Source organism: Kineosporia succinea (assembly GCF_030811555.1).
Classification (GTDB): domain Bacteria; phylum Actinomycetota; class Actinomycetes; order Actinomycetales; family Kineosporiaceae; genus Kineosporia; species Kineosporia succinea.
On sequence record NZ_JAUSQZ010000001.1, the window covers coordinates 4,755,729 to 4,777,801 of the forward strand.

17 protein-coding genes, 1 tRNA gene, 1 pseudogene and 1 riboswitch are annotated in these 22,073 nt (G+C 62.5%); of the genes and pseudogenes, 5 read left to right on the top strand and 14 right to left on the bottom strand.

Annotated elements, in window-relative coordinates; genetic code table 11:
- Positions 1-120: 120 nt before the first annotated feature.
- From leuS to J2S57_RS20675, 3 genes are all read left to right on the top strand, one after another.
- A complete protein-coding gene (gene leuS, locus J2S57_RS20665) occupies positions 121-2,631 on the top strand; it encodes a leucine--tRNA ligase (protein ID WP_307245493.1) in 2,511 nt (836 codons plus the stop codon).
- A gap of 89 nt (positions 2,632-2,720) precedes the next feature.
- Positions 2,721-2,794 (top strand) — tRNA-Pro (locus tag J2S57_RS20670).
- A 312-nt stretch (positions 2,795-3,106) separates the two neighbouring features.
- Positions 3,107-5,683, top strand: a complete 2,577-nt coding sequence (locus J2S57_RS20675; protein WP_307245495.1) for a DEAD/DEAH box helicase — start codon at positions 3,107-3,109, stop codon at positions 5,681-5,683.
- A 102-nt stretch (positions 5,684-5,785) separates the two neighbouring features.
- Here the strand turns inward: J2S57_RS20675 and J2S57_RS35390 are convergent.
- From J2S57_RS35390 to J2S57_RS20695, 3 genes and pseudogenes are all read right to left on the bottom strand, one after another.
- Positions 5,786-7,038, bottom strand: a pseudogene (locus J2S57_RS35390) (tyrosine-type recombinase/integrase).
- Positions 7,035-7,244: an excisionase family DNA-binding protein gene (locus J2S57_RS20690; RefSeq protein ID WP_307245501.1), complete on the bottom strand. Its 210-nt coding sequence runs from the start codon at positions 7,242-7,244 to the stop codon at positions 7,035-7,037. The pseudogene J2S57_RS35390 and the gene J2S57_RS20690 overlap by 4 nt, the downstream one beginning before the upstream one ends.
- 28 nt (positions 7,245-7,272) lie before the next feature.
- Positions 7,273-8,619 carry a DUF3631 domain-containing protein gene (locus J2S57_RS20695; RefSeq protein ID WP_307245503.1) on the bottom strand — a complete coding sequence of 449 codons (1,347 nt, stop codon included), beginning with the start codon at positions 8,617-8,619 and terminating at the stop codon, positions 7,273-7,275.
- A gap of 45 nt (positions 8,620-8,664) precedes the next feature.
- Here J2S57_RS20695 and J2S57_RS20700 point away from each other — a divergent pair, with 45 nt between their 5' ends.
- Positions 8,665-9,510, top strand: coding sequence for an NAD(P)-dependent oxidoreductase (locus J2S57_RS20700; protein WP_307245505.1), 846 nt, complete (start codon positions 8,665-8,667; stop codon positions 9,508-9,510).
- 1,452 nt (positions 9,511-10,962) lie between these two features.
- Here the strand turns inward: J2S57_RS20700 and J2S57_RS20705 are convergent.
- Both J2S57_RS20705 and J2S57_RS20710 read right to left on the bottom strand, forming a co-directional pair.
- Positions 10,963-12,333 (bottom strand): NucA/NucB deoxyribonuclease domain-containing protein, encoded by a 1,371-nt coding sequence (locus J2S57_RS20705; RefSeq protein ID WP_307245507.1) that lies wholly within the window; start codon positions 12,331-12,333, stop codon positions 10,963-10,965.
- Positions 12,334-12,410: 77 nt separating this feature from the next.
- On the bottom strand, positions 12,411-12,818 hold the full coding sequence (locus J2S57_RS20710; RefSeq protein ID WP_307245510.1) for a transposase family protein: 408 nt from the start codon (positions 12,816-12,818) through the stop codon (positions 12,411-12,413).
- Between the two features lie 239 nt (positions 12,819-13,057).
- Here J2S57_RS20710 and J2S57_RS20715 point away from each other — a divergent pair, with 239 nt between their 5' ends.
- Positions 13,058-13,354 carry a DUF1932 domain-containing protein gene (locus J2S57_RS20715; RefSeq protein ID WP_307245512.1) on the top strand — a complete coding sequence of 99 codons (297 nt, stop codon included), beginning with the start codon at positions 13,058-13,060 and terminating at the stop codon, positions 13,352-13,354.
- A 94-nt stretch (positions 13,355-13,448) separates the two neighbouring features.
- On the opposite strand, the gene J2S57_RS20720 is transcribed toward J2S57_RS20715, so the two are convergent.
- From J2S57_RS20720 to J2S57_RS20760, 9 genes are all read right to left on the bottom strand, one after another.
- On the bottom strand, positions 13,449-13,649 hold the full coding sequence (locus J2S57_RS20720; RefSeq protein WP_307245514.1) for a DUF397 domain-containing protein: 201 nt from the start codon (positions 13,647-13,649) through the stop codon (positions 13,449-13,451).
- Complete coding sequence (locus J2S57_RS20725; RefSeq protein WP_307245517.1) at positions 13,646-14,470, bottom strand: helix-turn-helix domain-containing protein; 825 nt, start codon at positions 14,468-14,470, stop codon at positions 13,646-13,648. Before J2S57_RS20725 ends, J2S57_RS20720 begins: the two co-directional genes overlap by 4 nt.
- A 1,267-nt stretch (positions 14,471-15,737) precedes the next feature.
- Positions 15,738-16,697 (bottom strand): hypothetical protein, encoded by a 960-nt coding sequence (locus tag J2S57_RS20730; RefSeq protein ID WP_307245519.1) that lies wholly within the window; start codon positions 16,695-16,697, stop codon positions 15,738-15,740.
- A gap of 17 nt (positions 16,698-16,714) precedes the next feature.
- On the bottom strand, positions 16,715-17,671 hold the full coding sequence (locus J2S57_RS20735; RefSeq protein WP_307245521.1) for a hypothetical protein: 957 nt from the start codon (positions 17,669-17,671) through the stop codon (positions 16,715-16,717).
- 814 nt (positions 17,672-18,485) lie between these two features.
- The gene (locus J2S57_RS20740) at positions 18,486-19,070 is read right to left on the bottom strand and encodes a hypothetical protein (protein ID WP_307245523.1); all 585 of its coding nucleotides are present in this window, start codon (positions 19,068-19,070) and stop codon (positions 18,486-18,488) included.
- 10 nt (positions 19,071-19,080) lie between these two features.
- Positions 19,081-19,167: riboswitch (cyclic di-GMP riboswitch) on the bottom strand.
- A gap of 178 nt (positions 19,168-19,345) precedes the next feature.
- Positions 19,346-19,678, bottom strand: a complete 333-nt coding sequence (locus tag J2S57_RS20745) for a hypothetical protein (protein ID WP_307245525.1) — start codon at positions 19,676-19,678, stop codon at positions 19,346-19,348.
- An 8-nt stretch (positions 19,679-19,686) separates the two neighbouring features.
- Entirely contained in the window at positions 19,687-20,106 is a 420-nt protein-coding gene (locus J2S57_RS20750; RefSeq protein WP_307245527.1) for an Hsp20/alpha crystallin family protein, read from the bottom strand.
- A gap of 206 nt (positions 20,107-20,312) precedes the next feature.
- The gene (locus J2S57_RS20755; RefSeq protein WP_307245529.1) at positions 20,313-20,588 is read right to left on the bottom strand and encodes a hypothetical protein; all 276 of its coding nucleotides are present in this window, start codon (positions 20,586-20,588) and stop codon (positions 20,313-20,315) included.
- 145 nt (positions 20,589-20,733) lie between these two features.
- Positions 20,734-21,933 (bottom strand): ROK family transcriptional regulator, encoded by a 1,200-nt coding sequence (locus J2S57_RS20760; protein WP_307245530.1) that lies wholly within the window; start codon positions 21,931-21,933, stop codon positions 20,734-20,736.
- Between the last annotated feature and the right edge of the window lie 140 nt (positions 21,934-22,073).

A 22,073-nucleotide genomic window follows, 5' to 3' on the forward strand; every position in this document is an offset into this window, starting at 1 on the left:
GTGGAATCCCTGTTCCTCACGTCCCGGCTGTCTGGGAGAACCCGGGGAGGTCGGGTGCGGACGCCTAGTCCACTAGAGTTGTGAGGTCAACCTCCCGGAACCATGCAGATGTTGGGCGATATGAACGAGCATGAGGAGCGGCGGGACTCCGTCGACGAGATCGACCTGGACCAGTGGGTCAAGGTGTGGGACGAGAAGCGCACGTTCGAGGCCCACGGCCTCACGGCGCCCGAGCCCGGCCACGAAGAGGCTCTTGAGGGTCGCGACCAGCGCTCGTACATCGTCAGCATGTACCCGTACCCCTCCGGCGACCTGCACATGGGTCACGCCGAGGTGTACTCCATCAGCGACGTCATCGCCCGGTTCGACCGGCTGCGGGGCCTGAACACGCTGAACCCGATCGGCTGGGACTCCTTCGGCCTGCCCGCCGAGAACGCCGCGATCAAGCGTGACCTGCACCCGCGCACCTGGACCTACGACAACATCGCCGTGCAGGCAGCGTCGTTCAAGCGTCTGGGTGTCTCGTTCGACTGGCGCACGCGGCTGCACACCAGCGACCCCGAGTACTACCGCTGGAACCAGTGGATCTTCTTGAAGCTGTTCGACCAGGGCCTGGCCTACCGCAAGGCCTCGCCGGTCAACTGGTGCCCGAAAGACCACACCGTGCTGGCGAACGAGCAGGTCGTCCAGGGGGCGTGCGAGCGGTGCGGCACCCTGGTCGAGCGCCGCAACCTGACGCAGTGGTTCTTCCGCATCACCGACTACGCGCAGCGTCTGCTCGACGACATGGACCAGCTCAAGGGCACCTGGCCCGAAGACATCCTGGCCATGCAGCGCAACTGGATCGGCCGCTCGTCCGGTGCGCACGTCGACTTCACCATCGTGGGTCGTGACGAGCCGGTCCGCGTGTTCACCACGCGTCCCGACACCCTCTACGGCGCCACGTTCTTCGTGGTCGCGGCCGACGCGCCGCTGGCCCGCGAGCTGGTGACCGACGAGCACCGCGAGGCGCTCGAGACGTACATCGCCGCGCTGGGCGGCACGTCCGAGGTCGAGCGGATGGCCTCCGACCGCGCCAAGACCGGTGTGTTCCTCGGCTCGTACGCGGTCAACCCGGTCAACGGCGAGCAGATTCCGGTCTACGCGTCCGACTACGTGCTGGCCGACTACGGCACCGGCGCGCTGATGGCCGTTCCGGCGCACGACCAGCGTGACCTCGACTTCGCGAAGGCGATGGGGCTTCCGGTTCGCAAGGTCGTCGAGACCGGTGAGGAAGACCCTGCGGTTACGGGCGTGGCCACGGCCGCTCGCGGAACCATGGTCGGTTCCGGTGCTTTTGACGGTCTGCCGTCGGCGGAGGCCCTGCCCGCGATCATCGCGCACCTGGAGAAAGAGGGCCTGGGCGAGGGCGCGATCACCTACCGCCTGCGCGACTGGCTGCTGTCGCGGCAGCGGTTCTGGGGCACGCCGATCCCGATCATCCACTGTGACGACTGCGGCGAGGTCGGCGTGCCCGTCGACCAGCTGCCGGTGAAGCTGCCGGAGAGCGGTTTCTCGCTGAAGCCCGACGCGAACCAGTCGCCGCTGGGCACGGCCACCGAGTGGCTCAAGGTCGACTGCCCGCAGTGCGGCAAGCCGGCCCGGCGGGACACCGACACGATGGACACGTTCGTCGACTCGTCGTGGTACTACCTGCGTTTCCCGAACCCGGACTACGCCGAGGGGCCGTTCGACCCCGAGGGCGTCAAGCGCTGGCTGCCGGTCGATCACTACATCGGCGGCAAGGAGCACGCGAACCTGCACCTGCTGTACGCGCGCTTCATGACCAAGGCCCTGCACGACGCAGGTCTGCTGCACTTCGTGGAGCCCTTCCGGCGCCTGACCAACCAGGGTCAGGTGATCATGGAGGGCAAGGCGATGAGCAAGAGCCTGGGCAACATCGTCAACCTCCAGGAACAGATCGCTCAGTACGGTCCGGACGCGGTGCGCGTCACGATGATCTTCGCCGGCCCGCCGGAAGACGACATCGACTGGGCCACGGTCTCGCCGGCCGGTGCGGTGAAGTGGCTGAACCGGGTGCGACGCCTGGCTTCGGCGGTGCCTGTCTCGACCCTGGGCGCTGATGTGGCTTCGGGGGATGTCGCGGTGCGGCGCGGTGTGCACCGGCTGCTCGACGAGATCACGCAGAAGATGGAAGACGTGCGCCAGAACGTCGTCATCGCGCGGCTGATGGAGCTGACGACGCTGCTGCAGCAGGCGATCGACAAGGGGCCCGGTGCGGACGACCCGGCCGTGCGTGAGGGCGTGGAGAGTCTCGTCGTGGTGCTGTCCTGCTTCGCCCCGTTCACCGCTGACGACGCCTGGGTGAAGCTGGGCCACGAGCCCTCCGTCGCCACCACGTCGTGGCCGGTGGTCGACAAGGCGCTGACCGTCGACGACGAGGTCACCTGCGTGGTGCAGATCAACGGCAAGGTGAAGGCCCGTCTGCAGGTGCCGGCCGGGATCACCGAAGACGACCTGAAGGCCCTGAGCCTGGAGTCGGACGTGGTGCGCAAGGCGCTGGGTGACGCGACGATCGCGAAGGTGATCGTGCGGGCGCCGAAGCTGGTGAACATCGCACTCGCCCGCTGAGCCGTGGGGCACTCCGGACGGTGCGCGGAGCACCGTCCGGAGTGCGCTAAGCTAGCGGAGCACTCAGGGCGGGAAACCGGAACTGAGGGCGGGCTGTAGCGCAGCTTGGTAGCGCACCTGACTGGGGGTCAGGGGGTCGCAGGTTCAAATCCTGTCAGCCCGACAGACGCGGTTCGCCGCGAATAATGGCTCTGACCAGCAGAAATGCTGGTCAGAGCCATTATTTGTTTCTGGCGCTTCGCCCGGGCTGAGCGTTCCAATCTCGGAAGTACAGCAACCTAGTACAGCAACGGTTGCTCGCGCCCACCTTGACGGAGGCCTAGCTCTTGCCTGCATGAGCCGCTCTGTGGCACGTGGAGGCGAGGTTGGAGCGGAACAGCAGCAGGCCACCTAAGATTGCGGCGACTACTGCCAATGAGGTCTTACGCCCGTCGTGGTGCTGTCGGGTGACGATCGCGACAGAGGGGACTGTTTCGTGGCATTCGTAGGCAAGCCCAAGAAGGCCCAACAGCAATTTGAGACGCCTGAAGAGCTGTACTCGCGTGGGGCCTTACCTCGGACGAGCGACGCTGTCAGCTCCTTGTGGATCCATCAAGGAGATGTGCTGCGAGCTTACGCCAAGGAGCATGAGGGCATATCTGATCTTGCGCTCGAGCTCCCGACTGGCACCGGAAAAACACTCCCCGGCCTCTTAATCGCTGAATGGGTCCGGCGCCAGGCTAAGGGGCCAGTACTTTATGCGACTCCGACTAAACAACTTGCCCGCCAGGTCGCGTTTACGGCAGAAGCGGAGGGAATTTCAGCGCATCTGCTCATCGGAAGCCATCACAACTGGGACACAACTCACCAGAGCAATGTCGATAGCGGTGAAGCAATCGGAATTACGAACTATAGTTCCATATTCAACAGTAGCCCGAAATTGCCGCAACCTCACCTCATCGTTCTTGACGATGCGCACGCCGGTGAGCAATTTGTGGGAGAGCAATACGGTGTCAATATTCGCCGATATGAATCCGAAGAGGCCTACCTAGCTATACTTGAATCTCTACGCCCCTTCTTGTCGGGCCTGCAAATACAGCGTTTCCAAGGTCTACCCGATCCAGGGGCGCATCATCAGGTGCGCATGATTCTTCCCGCTGTTAACCCAGAAGCGCTGAGCAATCTAGATGCTGCGCTGGCGCGACTTGCTGAGCCATTCAAGTTTCAGCTGGCTATGATTCGAACAGGGTTGGCTGCATGCGCGGTTTATCTATCATACGGGGGAATACAAATTCGACCCATGATTCCCCCGACGTTTGCAAATACTGTTTTTGCTAGTGCGACGCAGCGAGTCTACCTCTCAGCCACGTTAGGCGCGGGGGGAGAACTTGAGCGCGCGTTTGGTCGATCTGAAATCGTGAGAATGCCTTTGCCATCCAAAACGCCTCCACGCTCAGGACGGCGTCTATTTGTTTTCCCGGATCTTGCTGCCGATGGTGATGCCGTAGCCTTAACCAAGGAAATCGTAGGGGTCACGAACAAGGCTCTGGTTCTCAGTCAATCTTCTTCGGAGAGTACTGAGCAAATCTCCCGTACCCTTGCAAGCGAAGATGTTCCGGTGCTTGGAAAAAGCGTGCTAGAAAATGGACTTGCAGAATTCAAGAAGTCGCCCACTGGGATTCTAGGCTTGGCCAATCGCTATGACGGAATGGACCTGCCTGGAGATTCATGCCGGGTTGTCGTGCTAGTGGGAAAACCGGATGCAGGGACCTTACAAGAGAAATTCTTGAGTGAGCGCGCGCAGTCGAGTGCTGCTCTCGCTGAGCGCCTCCGGACTAGGATAATTCAGGGCGCTGGTCGATGCACCAGGGGGCCGAATGACTACGCTGTGGTAGTCGTGCTGGGATCAGATATAACGCGGTACTTTTCACGAACTGAAAACAGGAAGGCGCTTGAGCCCGAGCTTCAGGCGGAAGTTGATTTTGGCTGGCAGAATAGCAAAAGCCAGGTTGCTTCCGACATTCTCGATAATGTTCGAGTTTTCCTCGATCATGGGCTTGCTTGGCGTGAGGGTGGCGAGCCCCACGTAGTAGAGTTTCGCGAGGATGCCAAAAAGGTAGATGAACCTGGTGCTATAGCCCTTGGCGAGTCGGCAAAGATCGAGGTCGCGGCTTGGGAACTCGCTCACGATAGCGATTGGCTCGCCGCCAGCCAAGAACTGGAAAGGGCTGCTCGTGCTGTTGGCGCTGGGGGCTCCGCAACGCGAGAGTACCGAGGCTTACTGCTGTATATCGCAGGTGTTTGGCTTCACCTGGGCGCCCAAGGCGAGGCACATAGGGCCCGAGCGAGGCAACTTGTACGTGACGCCCAAGCGGCGTCGAATCGAAGCACATGGCTCAGGGAAATGGCAGATTTTCCAGGCGCTGACGAGATGTCGATTTTGGAATCTGACAGTATCGCAGTTAACAATATTGTCGCAGTGCTCACGGGGCAACTGAGGGCGGACCGGATAAGGGCCGATCTGGAGCAAATGAAGATCAACTTGGATCAAGACGATTCAGGGCCCTATGAAATGGCTTTGACACTCCTGGGCAAGTATCTAGGAGCGGCAGCAAACAAACCGGCTGGTCAAGGTCGTTGCGATTCAGCTTGGCGCTGGGATATGGCGATGTGGCTGGCGATTGAGGCAAAATCCGAGGAGCACTCGGATGGACTTCTGCCGCTAAAGGATATTCGCCAAGCAAACACTCAAATGGATCAGTTGGCGTCAGATCTTGGTGTTGATCATGCCCCTGCGGGAAGTCCAACAATTTTGATTTCAGATCGACTCACCGTGGATCCTGAACATGCTCCTGTTGCCAACGCAAGCGTCTACCTTGCTTCTACCGAAGTTGTTCGGCAGATAGCTGGAGACACAGCAGCCGTGTGGAATGATCTCCTGGCCGCCGCATCGATCTCTCGAACGTTGAACGTAATTCGTCAACATGTCCAGACCACGCTTGTGGACAACGGTTGTTTGCCTTCGCAGGTGCTTGATCGCCTCATGCAAGATCGGATTCGACCGGGAGAGTAGGCGTCAGCAGAGCTCCGGCGTTTCCTGAACGCCGGAGCTCTGCTTCATTGGGGCGCTGGCCTCGACTTCTTTTACGTGATTAGATTCAGTGGGATTTGATCATCAGTGATGTCCTTCAAGTCCGTCGCCAGGCAACTGGGCCTCTGGGGGGTCTAGCTCATTGCCAAGTTGTCGCAGTGCTTCCCTGGTCGCTTTGGACGATGCTTGCGCGTAGATATCCATCGTCATGGAAATTTGGGTGTGCCGTAGAATCCTCATAATGACTCGCGGGTGCACATCTAGGTCAACAAGTAGTGTTGCGCACGTACGGCGGGCATCGTGCACAGTGATACGGGGGACGCCGGCCGCCTCGCAGCGGGCCTCAAAATAGCGACTGAAGTTTCGAGGCTCGATCGGAGTGCCGTACCGAGTCGTGAACACCCAGCTCCCGGGTTGCCAGGCTTCGCCAGCGGCTCTCTTGGCCCGTTCCTGGGCAGCGTACTGCCAGCGAAGGGCGGCGGTCCCAAGAGAGACCAGCGGTAGCGAATCCTCAGATTCCTCGGTCTTAGTCGCGCGGTGGTACAGCTTTCCGTGGACGCGCTGCAGTTGATGATTGACGGCCAATGTTTCGCCGGAAAGATCAACGTCATTCCAGAGCAATCCCAGGACCTCACCTTTCCTGAGACCGATCGTGAGGATCAGCACGTAGACGGCATACATCGGGTCCTGGGCGCTTCGGGCGCTTTCGAGGAACGTGCGCGCCTCGTCGCTTGTCCAGGAACTCCGCTTCCTCTTGCGGCGAGTAGGGACCGTAACTGACATGGCCACGTTGCGGCTCAGCAGTTCCTCGCGCATGGCTTGCGAGAGGGCCGACCGGAGAACGGCACGGACACCCCGACGCTGCGATCGGAAAGGAAGTCATTGCAGCACTTACCGGCCGCGCAGCAGCGGGGGATAGGACGCTTTGCGTCACGCTCGTTGGCGCAGCAAAGGCAGGTCTTTCGGAGATTGTTGATCCAGATCTGCACGTCACGGACACCGAGCTTGTCCAGTCGCTTCTCTCCCAGGTGCGGGATGATGTGCAGGCGCGTGTGCGATTCGTAGATCGCGTATGTTGCTGGCGCGGCCCCGGGGGCAATTACCTCGGTAAGCCACGTGTTGAGGTAATCGCCGAGCTTAGGAACCTTCGGGGCGACGGAACCCTTGCTGGCTTCGCCCATCAATTTGATCCACTTGTCGTGCACGATCTCACGCGTCTTGCCGTAGACGTACTTGCGCTGGCGCTTCCCGGAAGGCGTCGTGATCCAGACGTAAGCGCCGTATCCGTTTCGGTAGGGGAAGATCGAGCCCTCACCGTTCGCTCGGGACCTGGTCACGCGGCACGCTCCATTTCATCGACGCGGCGGGCAATGTACTCGTCTACCCACTCGGGGAGGATCCGGCGGGACCGGCCGTCTTTCAGCGATCGCATTTCGCCGGTGATGACGAGCATTTTGGTTTTGGTCAGGCCGTAGCCGAGCATTGCGGCGACTTCGGCCACGGTGTGCCACTTTGGGGCGATGACGGCGTGCTGTGCCTTCATGCGGGGTGTTCTCCTCGTCTGTGAGGTTTCAGGCGCAGGCGGGGTGGGTGTGGGTGCCGTCGTCATAGGTCATGGGTTCGCGGCAGCGGATGCAGACGGCCGGGTGCGTGTCCTGAGATGCCGTCCCAGCCGTCCCGGCCGTCCCGTCGCTGGTCAAGGGCGTGACCGACTCAGCGTTTACCGTCCCAGGAGCCGTCCCACGTGTGGCGCTCAGCCGTCCCAGCTCGACGCCTCGGATCGGCGTCGGGACGGCTCCCGGGGTGTCGTGGGACGGCAGTTGGGACGGCTCAGGCAGCGGTCGGGGACGTTCCGACCAGGGCGGGGACGGTTGGGACGGCGGGGACGGCTCCCAGAGCGGGCCCTGTGCCTCGACCTCCGGTTCAGCGTCGGCCGGCGTCTCGGGGCAGTAGCGGGCCCACGCGTCGGCGAACATGCTTCGGCCGTAGCCTTTGGCCTGGTTGCCGTTGGCGAAGCGGAAGTTGCGGACCCGGATGCCGTACTCGCGAAGCAGTTTCGCCAGCTGGGTCGCGGTCAGGCTCTCGCCCCGGGGTCCGTAGTCGATCCAGGGTGCTTCTTCGTCGAGGTTGAGGCGGGCCAGGAGCGTTGCCGTGGGCAGCGCGTCGTCACCCTCGAACGCGGTGCGGATGTCGGCCAGGAGCCGAACCTGTAGCGGCACATCCGCGTTCGCTTCCCGCTCGGCCGTCAGCGCCAGACAGGCGGCGCGAGCCCGGGCAGGCCACTCACCTCCGGCCAGGTCGGCGATGGCCACCAGGGATTCCCAGGTGTCGGCGGCACGGTCCTCGACCGGCATGGTGGGCTCGGAGTGCTGTAGCTCGGGGTGAGAGCGGATCCACTTGTTGAGCTGGTTGGCCAGCTTTCGCAGGGCCGGGCCGTCGCGACGCTCCCGGTAGGGGGCGACCGACTCGCCAGGGCCGCGTCGGCGCATCAGGATCACCGCGGCCCGGTCCTCGATCGTGTCGGGCATGGCACCGATTCCGGCGATGGCGGCCATCGTGAACGTCTGGATCTTCTCGACCTTGTTCTTGGACGCGTCGTAACGGATCGTGGGCCGGTTGCGCTGGTGCCCGGCGTTCAGCAGCCCTCGCAGGTCTTCGTTCGCTCCGGCGGCGGCCGGACCGAAGATCGTGTCGGCCTCGTCGATCAGGAGCGTCGGCGGGTCGTCGCTGCCAATGCTGCGGTAAACCGCTGCCGGGGAGGCGTTCACGGTAATGAGGGCGTTCCAGCACAGGGCTTCGATGATGTCCAGGAGCCGGGACTTGCCGCACCGCTTCTCAGGGGCCCGGATCACCAGGCGCGCGGCGTGCGTCCAGAACTTCAGGCCGTGGGTGGCAGCACTGGTAGACAGGGTGCTCAAGGCATCGGCCTAGGTATAGCTCGAAACCGTTACGCAGGAGGCTTTGTGACGTCCTCAGAAGCGCTGACCGTTGGCGTTCTTCACCCCGGCCGGATGGGCGCAGGGATCGCAGCTCAGGCCCGGACCAACTCCGAAGACGTGCTCTGGTGTTCGGCTGGCCGCAGTGAAGCGACCGTGGCGCGTGCTTCGGCGGCCGGCCTCACCGCGGTTGCGGACGTGCGGGGCCTGGTCGAGCGCTCGAACGTCATCCTGAGCATCTGCCCGCCGATGTTCGCCGAAGCGGTCGCGGACGACGTGGGTCGGTACGACGTGAACGGACGCGTGTATGTCGAGGCGAACCCGGTCACGAGCCAGCAACTCGACGGCATCGTGAAGACGCTGCCCGGCGCCACCGTGGTCGACGGCGCGATCATCGGATCCGTCCCCGGCACCGGGAAGAAGCCCGCGCTGTACGTCTCCGGCCCGAGCGAGGCAACGGCGACCGTCGCGGCGCTCTTCGAGGGAACCGACGTCATCGTGAAGGCCCTGGGAACTGAGCTGGGTAAGGCCTCAGCCCTCAAATCGGCTTACTCGATCTACCAGAAGGGCGCCCGCGTCCTCACCGTTCTGGCGCACGCCCTGGGCGACGAGCACGGTGTCAGAGACGAACTGCTTGCCCTGGCGCAGCAGCGCAGCGGTAGCTACCTCAGCGAACCTGACTACGTGGCCGAGATGGCGGCGATTGCCTGGCGCTGGTCGCCGGACCTCACGGTCGCGGCCTCAGAGCTCGACGCGGCGGGATATCCGGGCGCGTCCGTTGCGGCCCTGGCCGATGTGCTGGATCAGTGGAGCGAGACCCGCAATAACTGGGACCTGACGCCTCAGGCAGCCACGGACGTTCTGCGCCACTGATCGGGCGTACGGTTGCCACCTGCGCAGAGAACCGGCCCCGGCTCCTACCTTGAGCCGGGGCCGGTTCGTTCTGCCTGGTGGGGATCGGCCGGCCTCAGTCCTGAGTTCGGTCATTCGCTTAGTGCCTGAGATCCAGAGCTGGCGGAGGACCGGAAACCGGGCAAAAGCACAGGTCGGTCCGTGCTCACGCCGCGCCGACCGCTTGCCTGGCCGGCTGGCCACGACGCGGCCGAGCATCATGGACGTCACTTGTACTTCTGACCCACTTGCGATGGATCGAAAGCTGTTGCAAAACAATGGACTTCAAGCAGACTTGAGAACGATTGCCAAAACGGATGCCGCCTGAGGCCGCATTGGGCAGTTACTTAGTGCCTGGGATTGGCCACATCGCTCGACCTCGCTGCAGGTCAGCGAGGTGCGTCGAGAGAAACCGAACGGCTGTGACCAAACTTAGGTCTGGATAGGCTGCGTGAGGATCTTGCGGCGGACGCCGAGCTGGTGACGAAAGTGGAGGACGACAGTGAGGCGAAGAAGATACTGCTCGCAACCGTAGACTTCACGGCCACGAAGATCGCCTCCGAGCAACGTCAGCGAGGTAATGGCTACTATCAGTTGCTGATCGTCTTAGTTCCGACCGGCATTTTTCTGGGATCGCTACGCGAATAACGAGTAGGGCGCCCTGCCAATGGGGCGTCCTGGTTCCGGGGCCGATCTAGGGCTGCCGCAAGTCACCTAGATGTGGCCCAAGCCCGCGCGCTTGGGGCTGCGGATGAACCCGTGGCGGTTGGGGCACCGGTGAGGGGAGAGGCGGAAGAGCTTGAGCCAGGAGCCCTGAAAGCAGGTTTCCGCGCTCTGTCTCCTCGCTCAGAGCAAAGCCGACGTGTTCACCCACTACCTGCATCGCAGCCAAGAGGCCCTCGACCGGAGGCACGGCCAGACCAAGAGCCTCCGTCGCATCCCAGAACGGATGCGAGTCAACCGCTCTGAGAGTGTATTCGTTACCGGGCGAAAAAATTTCCCTCGGCTCCGAGTTCACCCAGTGAGCAAATTTGTCGGGAGCAGAGTGCCCCTTGACCAACAGCAGAGTTTCTGTGTCCCGTGACAAGGCATGCAGCCGGGACGGTGCCGAACCCTCGAAACCAAGGTTCTCAAACCCGAAAGCCCAGCCCTGCAATTCACCGACCCGAAGGATCGCCTCTTCCGGACCCGGATGCAATAGGGTTTGGGCGCGAGAGAAGTCGAGTTCCTGGACGGATTCGGGATCAATTGAGTAACGAGCAAGAAGATCGGCCACGGAAATTCCGTGAGTGAAAGTCAGGGAAAATCCTGGGTAGCGACCGCCCAGTGCCCAACTCCACGGATGGGTTCCTGTTTCATTCACTCTTCCTCCATGACAAGTTGAGGGGCGCGCCTCGAATGATAACGAGTCGCGCCCCGAACGTCGAACCGACTTCAGGCAACGATCGCGACGGTGAACTTCTCGAGGTCAAGAACGCGCTGATTCAGCGAGTTGTTTCCGAGGGCGCCACCGGCCGCCTCGTTCAACGTTTCGGGGACGTGGCCGCGAACGCATGGTTCGTTGAAAGTGACAGCAGGCGCATTAGGGTCCTGGTAGAACCGCCAGGTGCCATTTTGGAGCAGTGGAACGATGTCTGCGCACAGTCCGCCGTTGGAACCGCCTTCATGAGTGGCCGCGAAAGGATACTCGTCGCAAGAATCGTCGGGGACATTGGCCAGCAAGTATGTGAAGGGCCGCGAAGCCCCACCTTCGCATGTGTCATTCCGATGCTGCTTATGGACTGCCTCATTCGCTTCCCGCATCAGAGGACTGTCGGTCGCGCCCCAGTGTTGGGTGAACTGCTGTTGGGCGAATCCGTAGAGAGCCGCGGCGGCACCGTACTTGGCCAAGGAGAGCTTCAGGCTGGCCCGTACCGAAGGAATGGCGCAACCAGTGCTCGTATTTTTCGCAAAGGTTGTGTCACAGCGAATATCTCGGGGGTTTGTCCACGAGACATCCGGGTTCAGTGGGGTGGTACCAGGCTGGGTCACGGTCGCGACATAACTCGTTGTCACAGTGCTGATTCCGCCAGAGGCAGGAGTATCTTCGAAGAACACCGATCCGGAGACAGACTGCCCAACGGACAAGAGTCGCGAGCCGGCCCAGGGATTGGGGGTGGCAGCGGTACATCCGGTACTGCATGACGCCTTGAACGCCACTGCCAAGCTCGTCACCTGGTCCTTGACGCTCGCCAGTTTGACCGTCACTACCTCCTCCCAGCGACCACTTCGGGACGAGAGAGTGCCACTGCTCGAAACCTCGAGGATGGCCGAACCGAGAATTTGACTGGGATTGTTTCGATTGTATTCAGTATAAGTGATCTGCGATCCACCGAGACAATAGCTCATCCGCTGATAGGTCCATGAGCCGGGAACCAGCGAACAGGAACCCACGACTTCGTCGTCATCAGCCATGGCCCGCGCTTGGATTCCGGATTCATTTTCCAGCGGCGCCATCGCCATGCAAGCCGTCGTGGGCTCGTCGGACTCTACGTTCGCCCCTTCTGAAATCTGGGTGCACATCTTGGGGGATGTATCCACTTCATCCGACGCCATACCTTCATTCGGCTTCACCAGGTCCAGAGAGCCGAGGTTTCCTCCGCCGACCGGAGCTATGACATCAGCCTGGGCGCCACCAATACCGCCAAGCATTATTGCCAAGAGGGCGACGAATAGGCCGACTGTCATTTGATGTCTTGATTTAAGGCGCACGGCAGCTCGTTTCGCTTGCGGACGGACTTTGACTTCTCGCAGTGCCAAAAGCACTCTATGTCCGAATCGTGTGGGTCAGTATGTCGTCTAGTTCACTGTCGACTGAGCTTGACTGAGCCTTTGTCAACCTCTCATGAGTTGAGGATCATGGTTTGAACGGCGTTCACCAGGATGCTCGCGGCTGAGGGGCTGGAGCGGATCTTGCGCAGGACGCGCCAGGTCTTGAGCTGGGCGTTGGCCCGTTCACCGGGCGCTCGTACTGCTGAATGTGCCTGGTTGGCAGCTCTTTGACCTGCTGAGAGCTCTCGGCGGGTGAACAGGTGAGTGTTCGGATCTCGTCGAAGTCTGCGGTGAGGTGCACGGATCGTTGGCCCGGCTCCGTGATATGCGCTGTCGGCGAACGCGGTCACGCCCGCAGCGCCCAGGGCTTTCCCGATGCCGGGCTCGGCGGCCGCGCCGGCGTCGAGCCGGGCTCCGGGCAGGGCCGGTGAGGCCCAGATCAGCCGACCCGCAGGATCGGCCAGGACCTGGACGTTCACGCCGGTACTCACGCCGCGCCGACCGCTTGCCTGGCCGGCTGGCCACGACGCGGCCGAGCATCATGGACGTCACTTGTACTTCTGACCCACTTGCGATGGATCGAAAGCTGTTGCAAAACAATGGACTTCAAGCAGACTTGAGAACGATTGCCAAAACGGATGCCGCCTGAGGCCGCATTGGGCAGTTACTTAGTGCCTGGGATTGGCCACATCGCTCGACCTCGCTGCAGGTCAGCGAGGTGCGTCGAGAGAAACCGAACGGCTGTGACCAAACTCAGGGCGTCAGAGACGAACTGCTCGCCCTGGCGCAGCAGCGCAGCGGTAGCTACCTCAGCGAACCGGACTACGTGGCCGAGATGGCGGCGATTGCCTGGCGCTGGTCGCCTGATCTCACGGTCGCGGCCTCAGAGCTCGATGCGGCGGGATATCCGGGCGCGTCCGTTGCGGCCCTGGCCGATGTCCTGGACCAGTGGAGCGAGACCCACAACAACTGGGATCTAACGCCGCAGGAAGCCACGGACGTCCTGCGGCACTGATCGGGCGTACGGTTGCCACTTGCGCGGAGAACCGGCCCCGGCTCCTACCTTGAGCCGGGGCCGGTTCGTTCTGCCTGGTGAGGATCGGCCGGCCTCAGTCGGCCAGGTGGTTGAACTCGCCCTTCGTGGCTCCGTCCAGCCAGGCCGAGAACTCAGCCTTGGTGAACGTCAGGGTCGGGCCGGTGCCGTGGGCCTTGGTGTCGCGTACTTCGATCTGCCCGTTGTGCTGACGCATCTCTACGCAGCTACCGGTGTCGGTGCTGGCTTGCGCCTTGATCCAGGGCGTATCGCTCATGTCAGGAACTCCTTCATGGGGACTGCACTGCCGTGGAGCACCGCGAACCTGTCAGCTAGGTCCGCGACTACCTCCGGGTCAGAGCTGTACTGACCCGAGAGGTACCCCTCAACGTAGACGAGCGGCGGCTCGTCAGAGCCGTCCGGGAACGTGAGCAGATTGAACTCACCCCGCCCGCCTGGATGCGCGCCAGAGGTGAAGGGCAGCACCCGAATCTCCACGTCGTCCCGCTCGGCCAGGGCGCGCATGAACTCGACCTGTTCCCGCATCCCGTCGGTGCCCCCGACCTGACGCGACAGCACTTCTTCCCCGATGATGAACGACAGCCGGGCCCGGCCGATGGTCTCGGTCTGACGCGTCGTGCGTACCTCTGCCAACCGGGCCGCAGTAGAGGTCGTCAGGCCAGGAGTCACGGCGAACTGCTCGTGCTGGTAGCCAGGGGACTGGATCAGGCCCGGCACCGCCAACGGGGAGAAGACCTGGATCTGGGACGCGAAGGATTCCATCTCCAGGTACATGACGAATCCCGGGGTCGTCGGCAGTCCTCGCCCCTTCTGCTCCCACCATGTCGGCTCGTCTGCCTGCTCCGCCAGCGACACAAGTAGATCCCGCTTCTCCGGCGGCACCTTGAACACCTCGCACGCATACCGAACCGTGGCGACGCTTGGGCGAACCTGCCCGTTCTCGTACCGGGCCCAGGACGATTTGGCGGCAAGGCGAGCGTCTTTCATGTGCTGGTACGTCACCCCCGACTTCAGACGAGCTTCCCGCAGTTGCCGCGCCAGCGAACGCCGTACCGCCCCGATCCCCGATTCGGTCATCCCTAAAGTCTAATATCCGCGCGGGTTTTCCCAAACGGGAACGTCCCGGTAGAAACGTCCCGATTCGAGGGTGCCTCAGCGGGACCGTGACACCCGGGACACGCCAGGACGAAGGTTGCTGACAACACCAACCGACCGATGAAGGGCCCAGGTGATCCAGAAGTGATCTACCAGGTAGCCGCCGGCCGGGAACGGATTCACCAAGCCCCGCGCCTCACGTCAGCAAGGCGCACCCCGCCCGCCCCCGGCACGGGATGCCGGCTGCCCTGCGGGAGACAGGGGAGGCGCTGTCACGGGCAGGCAGCGCCAGGGGACAGGCGGGGAGTCGGCACGACGGGGACCAGGCCGACTTCCCGCCCGTAAACCGCCCCCACCGTCCGAGTGACGGGGAACCTCGGACCGTGGGGGCCACCAACGTGACGCGTCTGTATCCCTCCGCTGGACCGTCGCGGCAGAGCTCCGGTTGTGTCCTTCTAGGGGCACAACCGGAGACTGTGCACCTACTTTCGGCCAGTGCGGCTATGTGAACATCGCAACTGTTAGATGCTGGGGATGACCGCGATACACCTGCAATGAATCGTTGCGTCGCGCGGGGCCCGTAGACGTATTTAGATCGTGCGTGCAGAGGGGCAAAGCTGCTGACCGGGACCGGGACGTCTTGTCCTTACGATTCGGACATAGGTTCTTCGTTTTCTCGCTCGCATCGTTGGTGACATAAGGACCATTTACGAGACTACTTGACGGTAGTCGGATAACGTGCTCGAAACCGTAACGGGCGGAGACTTAGCGGGATGAGGATTCTTGCAGCATGTTCATGCTCGCTGGAAACTACTGATGGACCTTGCCTTGACCAGCGAGATTGCAGCCGCAGCGCAGGCGCCGTCACAGGAACAAGCAGGGCGACTAGCTAAGCATAATTCCGGCTCCCGCGCGTCTCAGTCCCTTGCAGTCGCGTCACTTCCCGGAACGCTAGTGCCGGGCTTCGTCACAATATTGTGCTTCATCCTCGGTTTGCTCGCAATCTCGCCAGTGATAGCGATCGTCATTGCTGCGAAATCGAAAAAACTTGTCGGCCGACTGGAGTATGAACACAGGCTTGGTCATCGTAATTGGAACGCGTATGAAGGCAGTCAAATCACAATTCTTCCTGATGGATCAAATATTCCGCGATTCTAGTGCGTGTCATTGTTCGTAAAAGAACGTAGCTCTTGATAAACTTCCCTGCGGGCAATGAAAGTTACTCTCCTTCGGAATTGAAATTCTCTATTCAGGCGTGCCCATTCAGTCTTGTAGTGCTGATGCTCTCTTCATCCTCTCTGATCTGTGTGGTCGGGCGAGCGCTAGCCAGACTGCGCATGTGTTCTAGGCGATGGCTCGTGACTTTTCCGGAAGCGATAACTTGAAGGAGTTGCATCTCTGCCGCGTCAATCTTGCGTACAGAATCTACGACCATTATTACGGTGACGATTAGAGCAATCAGAAGGGTTGCAGACGGCAGCACTTGGGCCGCAGTGAGACTCGCCCAGAGCACTGCGATGGCAAAACCGCAATATCGGCGAAAATCTGACTCCGCTTGTAGGCGGTCCCACCGTTCGTAGGCAGGGGTGGCTTCGATAGCTAATTTGGCAGGCAGCGCCTTCAGTTCCGAAGCAAGGATCCGATCCATCTCTAGCAGCCAAGAGTAAAAAGCCTTTCGCTCAGGTTTTGAGAAATCTTGGCCCTGATCGGCTCGCGACTTGTCAGAGCTGTGACCAAACCTTACCTCGGTCACAAACTCATGGATAAAGTCAATGCGTGCGCGCTTGCGTGTTAGGAAGGAGTCGCCAGAGAATGATTCGCGAATCAACTCGTCGTACAAGGCGATCCTGTAATCCTTAGTGTCCAGATCATCAGTCTCTAAGGCTTGATCGGTTGTGAACTTGAGAAACAAGAATCTAAGAGGCCGCATGTAGGCGCGAGCAGTTGAGAGGACAAGGCGCGAAACGCTATCGCAGATGTTCGTAAAGATGACGCCAAGAAGATATGCGGATAGCGACGCAGCACCCAGAATGATGGGCGCGGGCCATGAAGCATGCAGATGCTCGGCAAAAATTCGGAGTTTACTAAAGTTAAGACTCAGCGGTCCGAAAGTGGTAGTTACCCACGCAGAGCATAATAGAATATAGCCGCAGGTCAATGGCGTTCTCAGTTCTCTGACGCCCGGCAGTAACGAGGCAAGAAAAGTCATACTAGCAACTCCCTCACTTAGGAGCGAAGCTTGGAAATAATTTCGGCAATAGGTATACCTAAACGACGTCCCCAGGTCCAGGTGAGTACGACGATTAGTACTAGAACAATTAGGTCGGATATGCCTTGCCTGTGTAGCATGACTACAACTCCGCCGATGACAACTATAAAGATGCAGAACTCAATAGGATATTGAATTTTGCGCCAAGCCCGACTGTGCACTTTTTCGGTGACACCGAACTCCTTTATGATTGAGTCTGCGTCTCCATCGATATAGTGCTCGTAGAAGCGAATAGTATTCCGGACAATCTGCTGCTTCCCTGACTGTTCGCCGGATTCCAAAAGAGTTTTCCATGCCCGAATGGTCGGAGCCATGGGCCGTAAGCGCGGTAGGTATCGCTGCCGCTGTTGGGTGCGGCTCAGGTAGCGCAGTCGGGCCGCCATGCTCCAAGGTTCCGAGTGGAATTCGTAGGCTCGGTCCCGCAGCCCCTCTTCAAGGACACTTGCAATAGCATCAACGGTGGCGCCTGGGGTTCGCTTGCGCCCCCTGACCAGACTGCTTGCGTTCCTTAGGCTGGTAACTAGAAAGAGCGCAAAGAAGACGCCCACAAGGTCCACGATCCATTGGTCCTGTTCGCGTTCGGCTTTCATTTCCCCCATGAGTTGCATGGCGAAGTAAAGAGCAAGGATCGCGCCCATTACTAGTATGAATACAAAGACATCATAACGAGAGAAGGTGTGACTCCAGGGCAACTGCTTCTGAAATGCAAGTGATGCATTCTTCGGCCAGGTTATGCCGCGTCGATCGCACTCCTTCAAGATTTCCGCAGCCCTCTTTTCCTGTTTCTCCGAAACGCGCCGGAATATGAGGCGTTCGCCAACGGATGTTTCTTTACCTGGAGTGGACCAGGTTAGGGAAATGAAAATGACTGCGGTGCTGACATGGAGAATCCATCCAATGGTTTCACTATTCATTGGGGGTCTCCGCGCTATGTGTGCGGTGAGGGAGCTCGACTGAGACGTGCAACTTTTTCCGCGCGATCATTCTGCTCCCCGCTGACAGGTTTTGAAGAGAAGCGTACCGCGGTGAGTATCAGTGCGATGGCAAAATGGAGGGCGCTTCAAAGGAACTGGGAGTAGGGGCCATGGGGCGGTGGTTCTGCGACGTGCAACGACTGGTGTAACTCGTCTTTGGCTGGGACTGGTTCGGCCAAAGAATGGAATTCTGTCTTGCGTGGGGCTGCGGGGTGCCCACGACTCTCCGCCTGATCCTGCCCGTTATAGGCGCTGCCCGGCGCGGGTAGCCACGGAGGAACCACCCTGCGATGAAGCGAGGGACCGCCGTTACAAGTGACGGGGCACAGCAGTGGAGTACAGCAACCACCCCGGCCGTCCTCGTTATGAAGCGGCCGAAACCGGCCTTGCGGCGACGCCAGAGTCGCTCATCGACTGCTGGCCTATGGCTGGGGGTCAGGGGGTCGCAGGTTCAAATCCTGTCAGCCCGACCATGTTTCACCTGGTCAGAGACTCGAAAGAGCTTCTGATCCAGGGATTGAAGTGCCTCTGTGGCAGCAGACCTCGCCGAACCAGGGCAGGAAACACCACTCCAGGAAGGATCGTGACCACGGTCACGATCCTTCCTTGTTTTGGTTCCGCGCTCACACGCCGTGGGTCGGGGGGCAGTGCGGCCCCCTACCTCGTGACAACGGGATGCCCGGTGAGTGCTGCCATCCCGGGCACAGTCCTCTACGGCATCGGTGACCCTGGACGGGGTGGTAGGCGCTCGTGATCAGGCCGTGGGGGAAGGCGCCGGAATCGAGTCGTGGTCCGGGTCGGCCGAGTCGTCATCGGCGTCGTCACCCGGCTCAGGGGTGGTGGTCGCGCTCGGTTCCGGGGCGACTGTCTCACTGGGGCTCGGCGTGGGGGCGACCTTCTTGCCCTTGGCCGTCACCCGGACGACGGTGACGACCTTGGCCGTCTGCCTGGTCTGGACGTTCACCCGGTCACCGACCTGCAGATCGGCCGGCTCCGCACTCCTGCCGTTGCGGATGACTCTGACGCCGTCGGGAAAGGCCAGCGTGAGACCGGTGGTGCGCAGCTTCTTGTCCCGTCCGCCGCGCACCTTGACGGTGAACGTCTTCGCCTCAGCGTCGACCGCGCTGATCGTCCCGTCGTAGACGACCGTCTTGCCCTTCTTGGCGGGTTTCCCGGGCTTGCTGTCGTTCTTCGTGCCCCGGTTCTGCCCCGGGGCGTCACTGCGATCCGACTGCACGGCGGAAGTCCCGGACCGGGCCGAGGCCGATGCTGCGGTCACGGCGGCACCCGGAACGACGAGGGCGGCGGTGAGGGCGAGCGCGACGTAGCGGCGTTTCATGCATCAGTCCTTCGGTAATCGGGCTACCTCCCGCTGCTCTCCCGGGAGGTCCCTGACTTTGCGTCCCCGGCTCGCGCCGGGTTTGCGGTGTCCAGACATGAAACATCGTGGGGTGTGGTTGATCGCCCTGAATACCCGCCAACCTGGTGACGCTTCAAGCATCGTGAGGGAGGAATCCGGAAGCGGCGGGTGCGGCTCGTGCCGCACCCGCCGCAGGAGAGTCAGTCATCCGGCCCCGGGCCGTAGATTGCCGAGGTCATGAGCAAAGGAGCACATCACCGCCTTTCGTGAGGAGAGGAAGGAGAGGAGCCGAGCGGTGGCGAACGTTCCTGAGCCGGTGCGCTTTCCGGAATCGTGATCCCGAAAAAGGCTGCGGCGCAGTTGCACCTGGTATGCACGATGTCGGCGGACTCCCGTTCGGTGGTCCCGGCCGACGCGCGCCGATGAGAGGCGGATGAGGGCGGACGCCCGGACAGGGTCTCCACGATCTCGTCGAACTCGGCGCACAGCAGATCGTGGTCCGCGTAGACCAGCTCGGCGAATGCGTCATCGACGGGTGCGGCTCGTGCCGGGGTTCCCGTCACCAGGCCCTCGGTACCGGTGGCCATGGGCCGGCTCAGGCGTTGATCGCCTGACGGTCCGACGACGTGGTGACGTCGATCTTGCGGGGCTTGGCCCGCTCGGCGATCGGGACCTGCAACCGCAGCACGCCGGCCTCGTAATGCGCTGTCATCCGGTCGGTGTCGAGACTGTCGCCCAGGATCACCTGGCGACTGAACACACCTCGTGAACGCTCGGAAGCCAGGTACTGGCCCTGGATCTCGACCGCCGGACGCTCGGCCCTCACCGTGAGGGCGTTGCGTTCCAGGTCGAGGTCGATCGATTCGGGGTTGATCCCCGGCAGGTCGAACTCCAGGTAGAAGTTGTCCCCCTCGCGCCAGGCGTCCATCGGCATGACGGCCGGACGGGCTGTCGTCCCGAAGACCTGCTGGGTGAGGCGATCCAGATCGCGGAAAGGATCGGTGCGGACAAACATGGCGAGCCACCTCCGTCTACAGAAATCCAGTCAATGTCTGCACGGTTTCCCGGTCCGCTCCACGGGGCCCTGCCCGTGGGCGGCGCTATTTTTATAACAAGACCGCGGAGCGCGCGCAACGTCTGGAGGCCCCGCCCGGACGATCCAGAGTTGCACTGCGGCAGCCCTTCCCGGGGTTCTCGCCGACGGGCGGAGTCGCGTCGGGCTCAGACCCCGAGCAGCGCCCGCGTCACCTCGTCCGGCCGGGTCAGCACGGCCTGGTGCCCACCCGGCACCAGCACCGGCGTCAGGCCGATCCGGGCGGCGGACTCCGCCCCCGGCCGGGCCGGCGCGCGGTCGTTCTCGCTCAGCACGTAAGCCGACTTCACGCCGGGAGTGCTCACGTCGTCCACCATCAGGGCATCGGTGAAATACGCACCCGGCTGCGGGGCCGGCAGCTCGAAGATCAGGTCCTGGGCCTGGGCCAGGGCGACTACGAGCATCGCCGGCCGGTGCCGTTCCAGCAGCAGGCCGGCCGCGGCGACGTCCCCGGCCGGGCGTCGTGCATCAGGTCGGGAGCAGCGAGACCGTTCACCGCGCCAGCCTGCCGGGCGGTCCCGCCCGCGAGGGCCCGAGGGGTGCCGGGAATCAGTGTGCGGCGCGCAGCAGCGCGACCTCCCGCTCGAGCCGGCTGTCGATGGCCCGTGGGCTCAGAACCCGCCGCAGTGCGAGGATCGCCGTTCCCCGCGTCCCCGATTCGGCCCCGTGACTGGCCGCCACGACGTCGAGATCACGCGCGGCCACGGTGGTCGCGTCGCGGTAGAGGGTTTCCCGCAGCCCGGCCACGAGCAGGTCGTAGGCCGGGGCCATGTCCCCGCCGACCACGATGACCGCCGGGTCGAGCAGTGTGACGGCCGAGGCGAGCACCTCACCCAGCGCCTGCCCGCTGCCGCGGATGGCCCGCCGGGCCACGACGTCCCCTTCGAGCGCCAGGGTGACCACGTCCCGGACGTGCGCGACCGCGCGTCCCTGAGCCGTGAGGTCACGGACCAGGGCCCAGCCCCCGGCCACGGCCTCCAGGCAGCCGGTTTCACCGCATCGGCACGGAATACCCTGGGCGCCGCGGTATTTCACGTGACCGATGTCACCCGCGGCGCCGCGGGCGCCGTGCTGCAGAACGCCCCCGGCGACGATGCCCGCCCCCAGGCCGGTGGACGCCTTGACGATCAGGGCGTCGCGGTAGCGGGTGAGGTGGGCGTCGAGTTCCGCGAGAGTGATGGCGTTGGTGTCGTTCTCGATCACGACGGGGGACGCGGAGAGGCTCGCGAAGTAGGGGGCGATGGGAACCCCGTCCCAGCCCCGCATGATCGCGGAGTTCAGGCTCGTCCCGGCGACCGGGTCGACGATCCCCGGGATGCTGACGCCGATACCCAGGACGTCGGCGGGGTCGAGCTGAAGCCCGGCCATCAGGGTCTGCAGACGGTCCACCGCCCGGGGCAGGACATCGTCCGGCCCCTGCCCGACCTCCTGGTCGATCTCGTCGGCCCCGAGCACCCGGCCGGACAGGTCGCACACCGTGAACTGCGCGCGGCTGCGCCCGATGGCGGCGGCCAGCACCAGCCCGGAACCGGCCTCGAACGTCAGGCGCTTGGGCGGACGGCCGACCCCGATGCCGGGGGCGTCGGCCTCCGCGACCAGCCCGGCCTCCACCAGCGGGTCGACGCGGGCGGCGACCGCGGTGCGCGAGAGCCCGGTGAGCCGGGCGACGTCGGCCCGGGAGCCGGCCTCCCCGTCGCGGATCAGCTGCAGGATGGTGCCTGCGGTGACCGTCGGTGCGGTACTCCTCACGCGAGGGCCCCAGAACGTACGCGCGTCCCCGAACCGGACCGACGCGGGCGCGAACCCACCGGAAAACCGGGCAAACCAAGCGTCAGGGCCGTCTCCACCCGTTCACTCTAATTTAGATTTTAGAACCACGTAGTTATGTC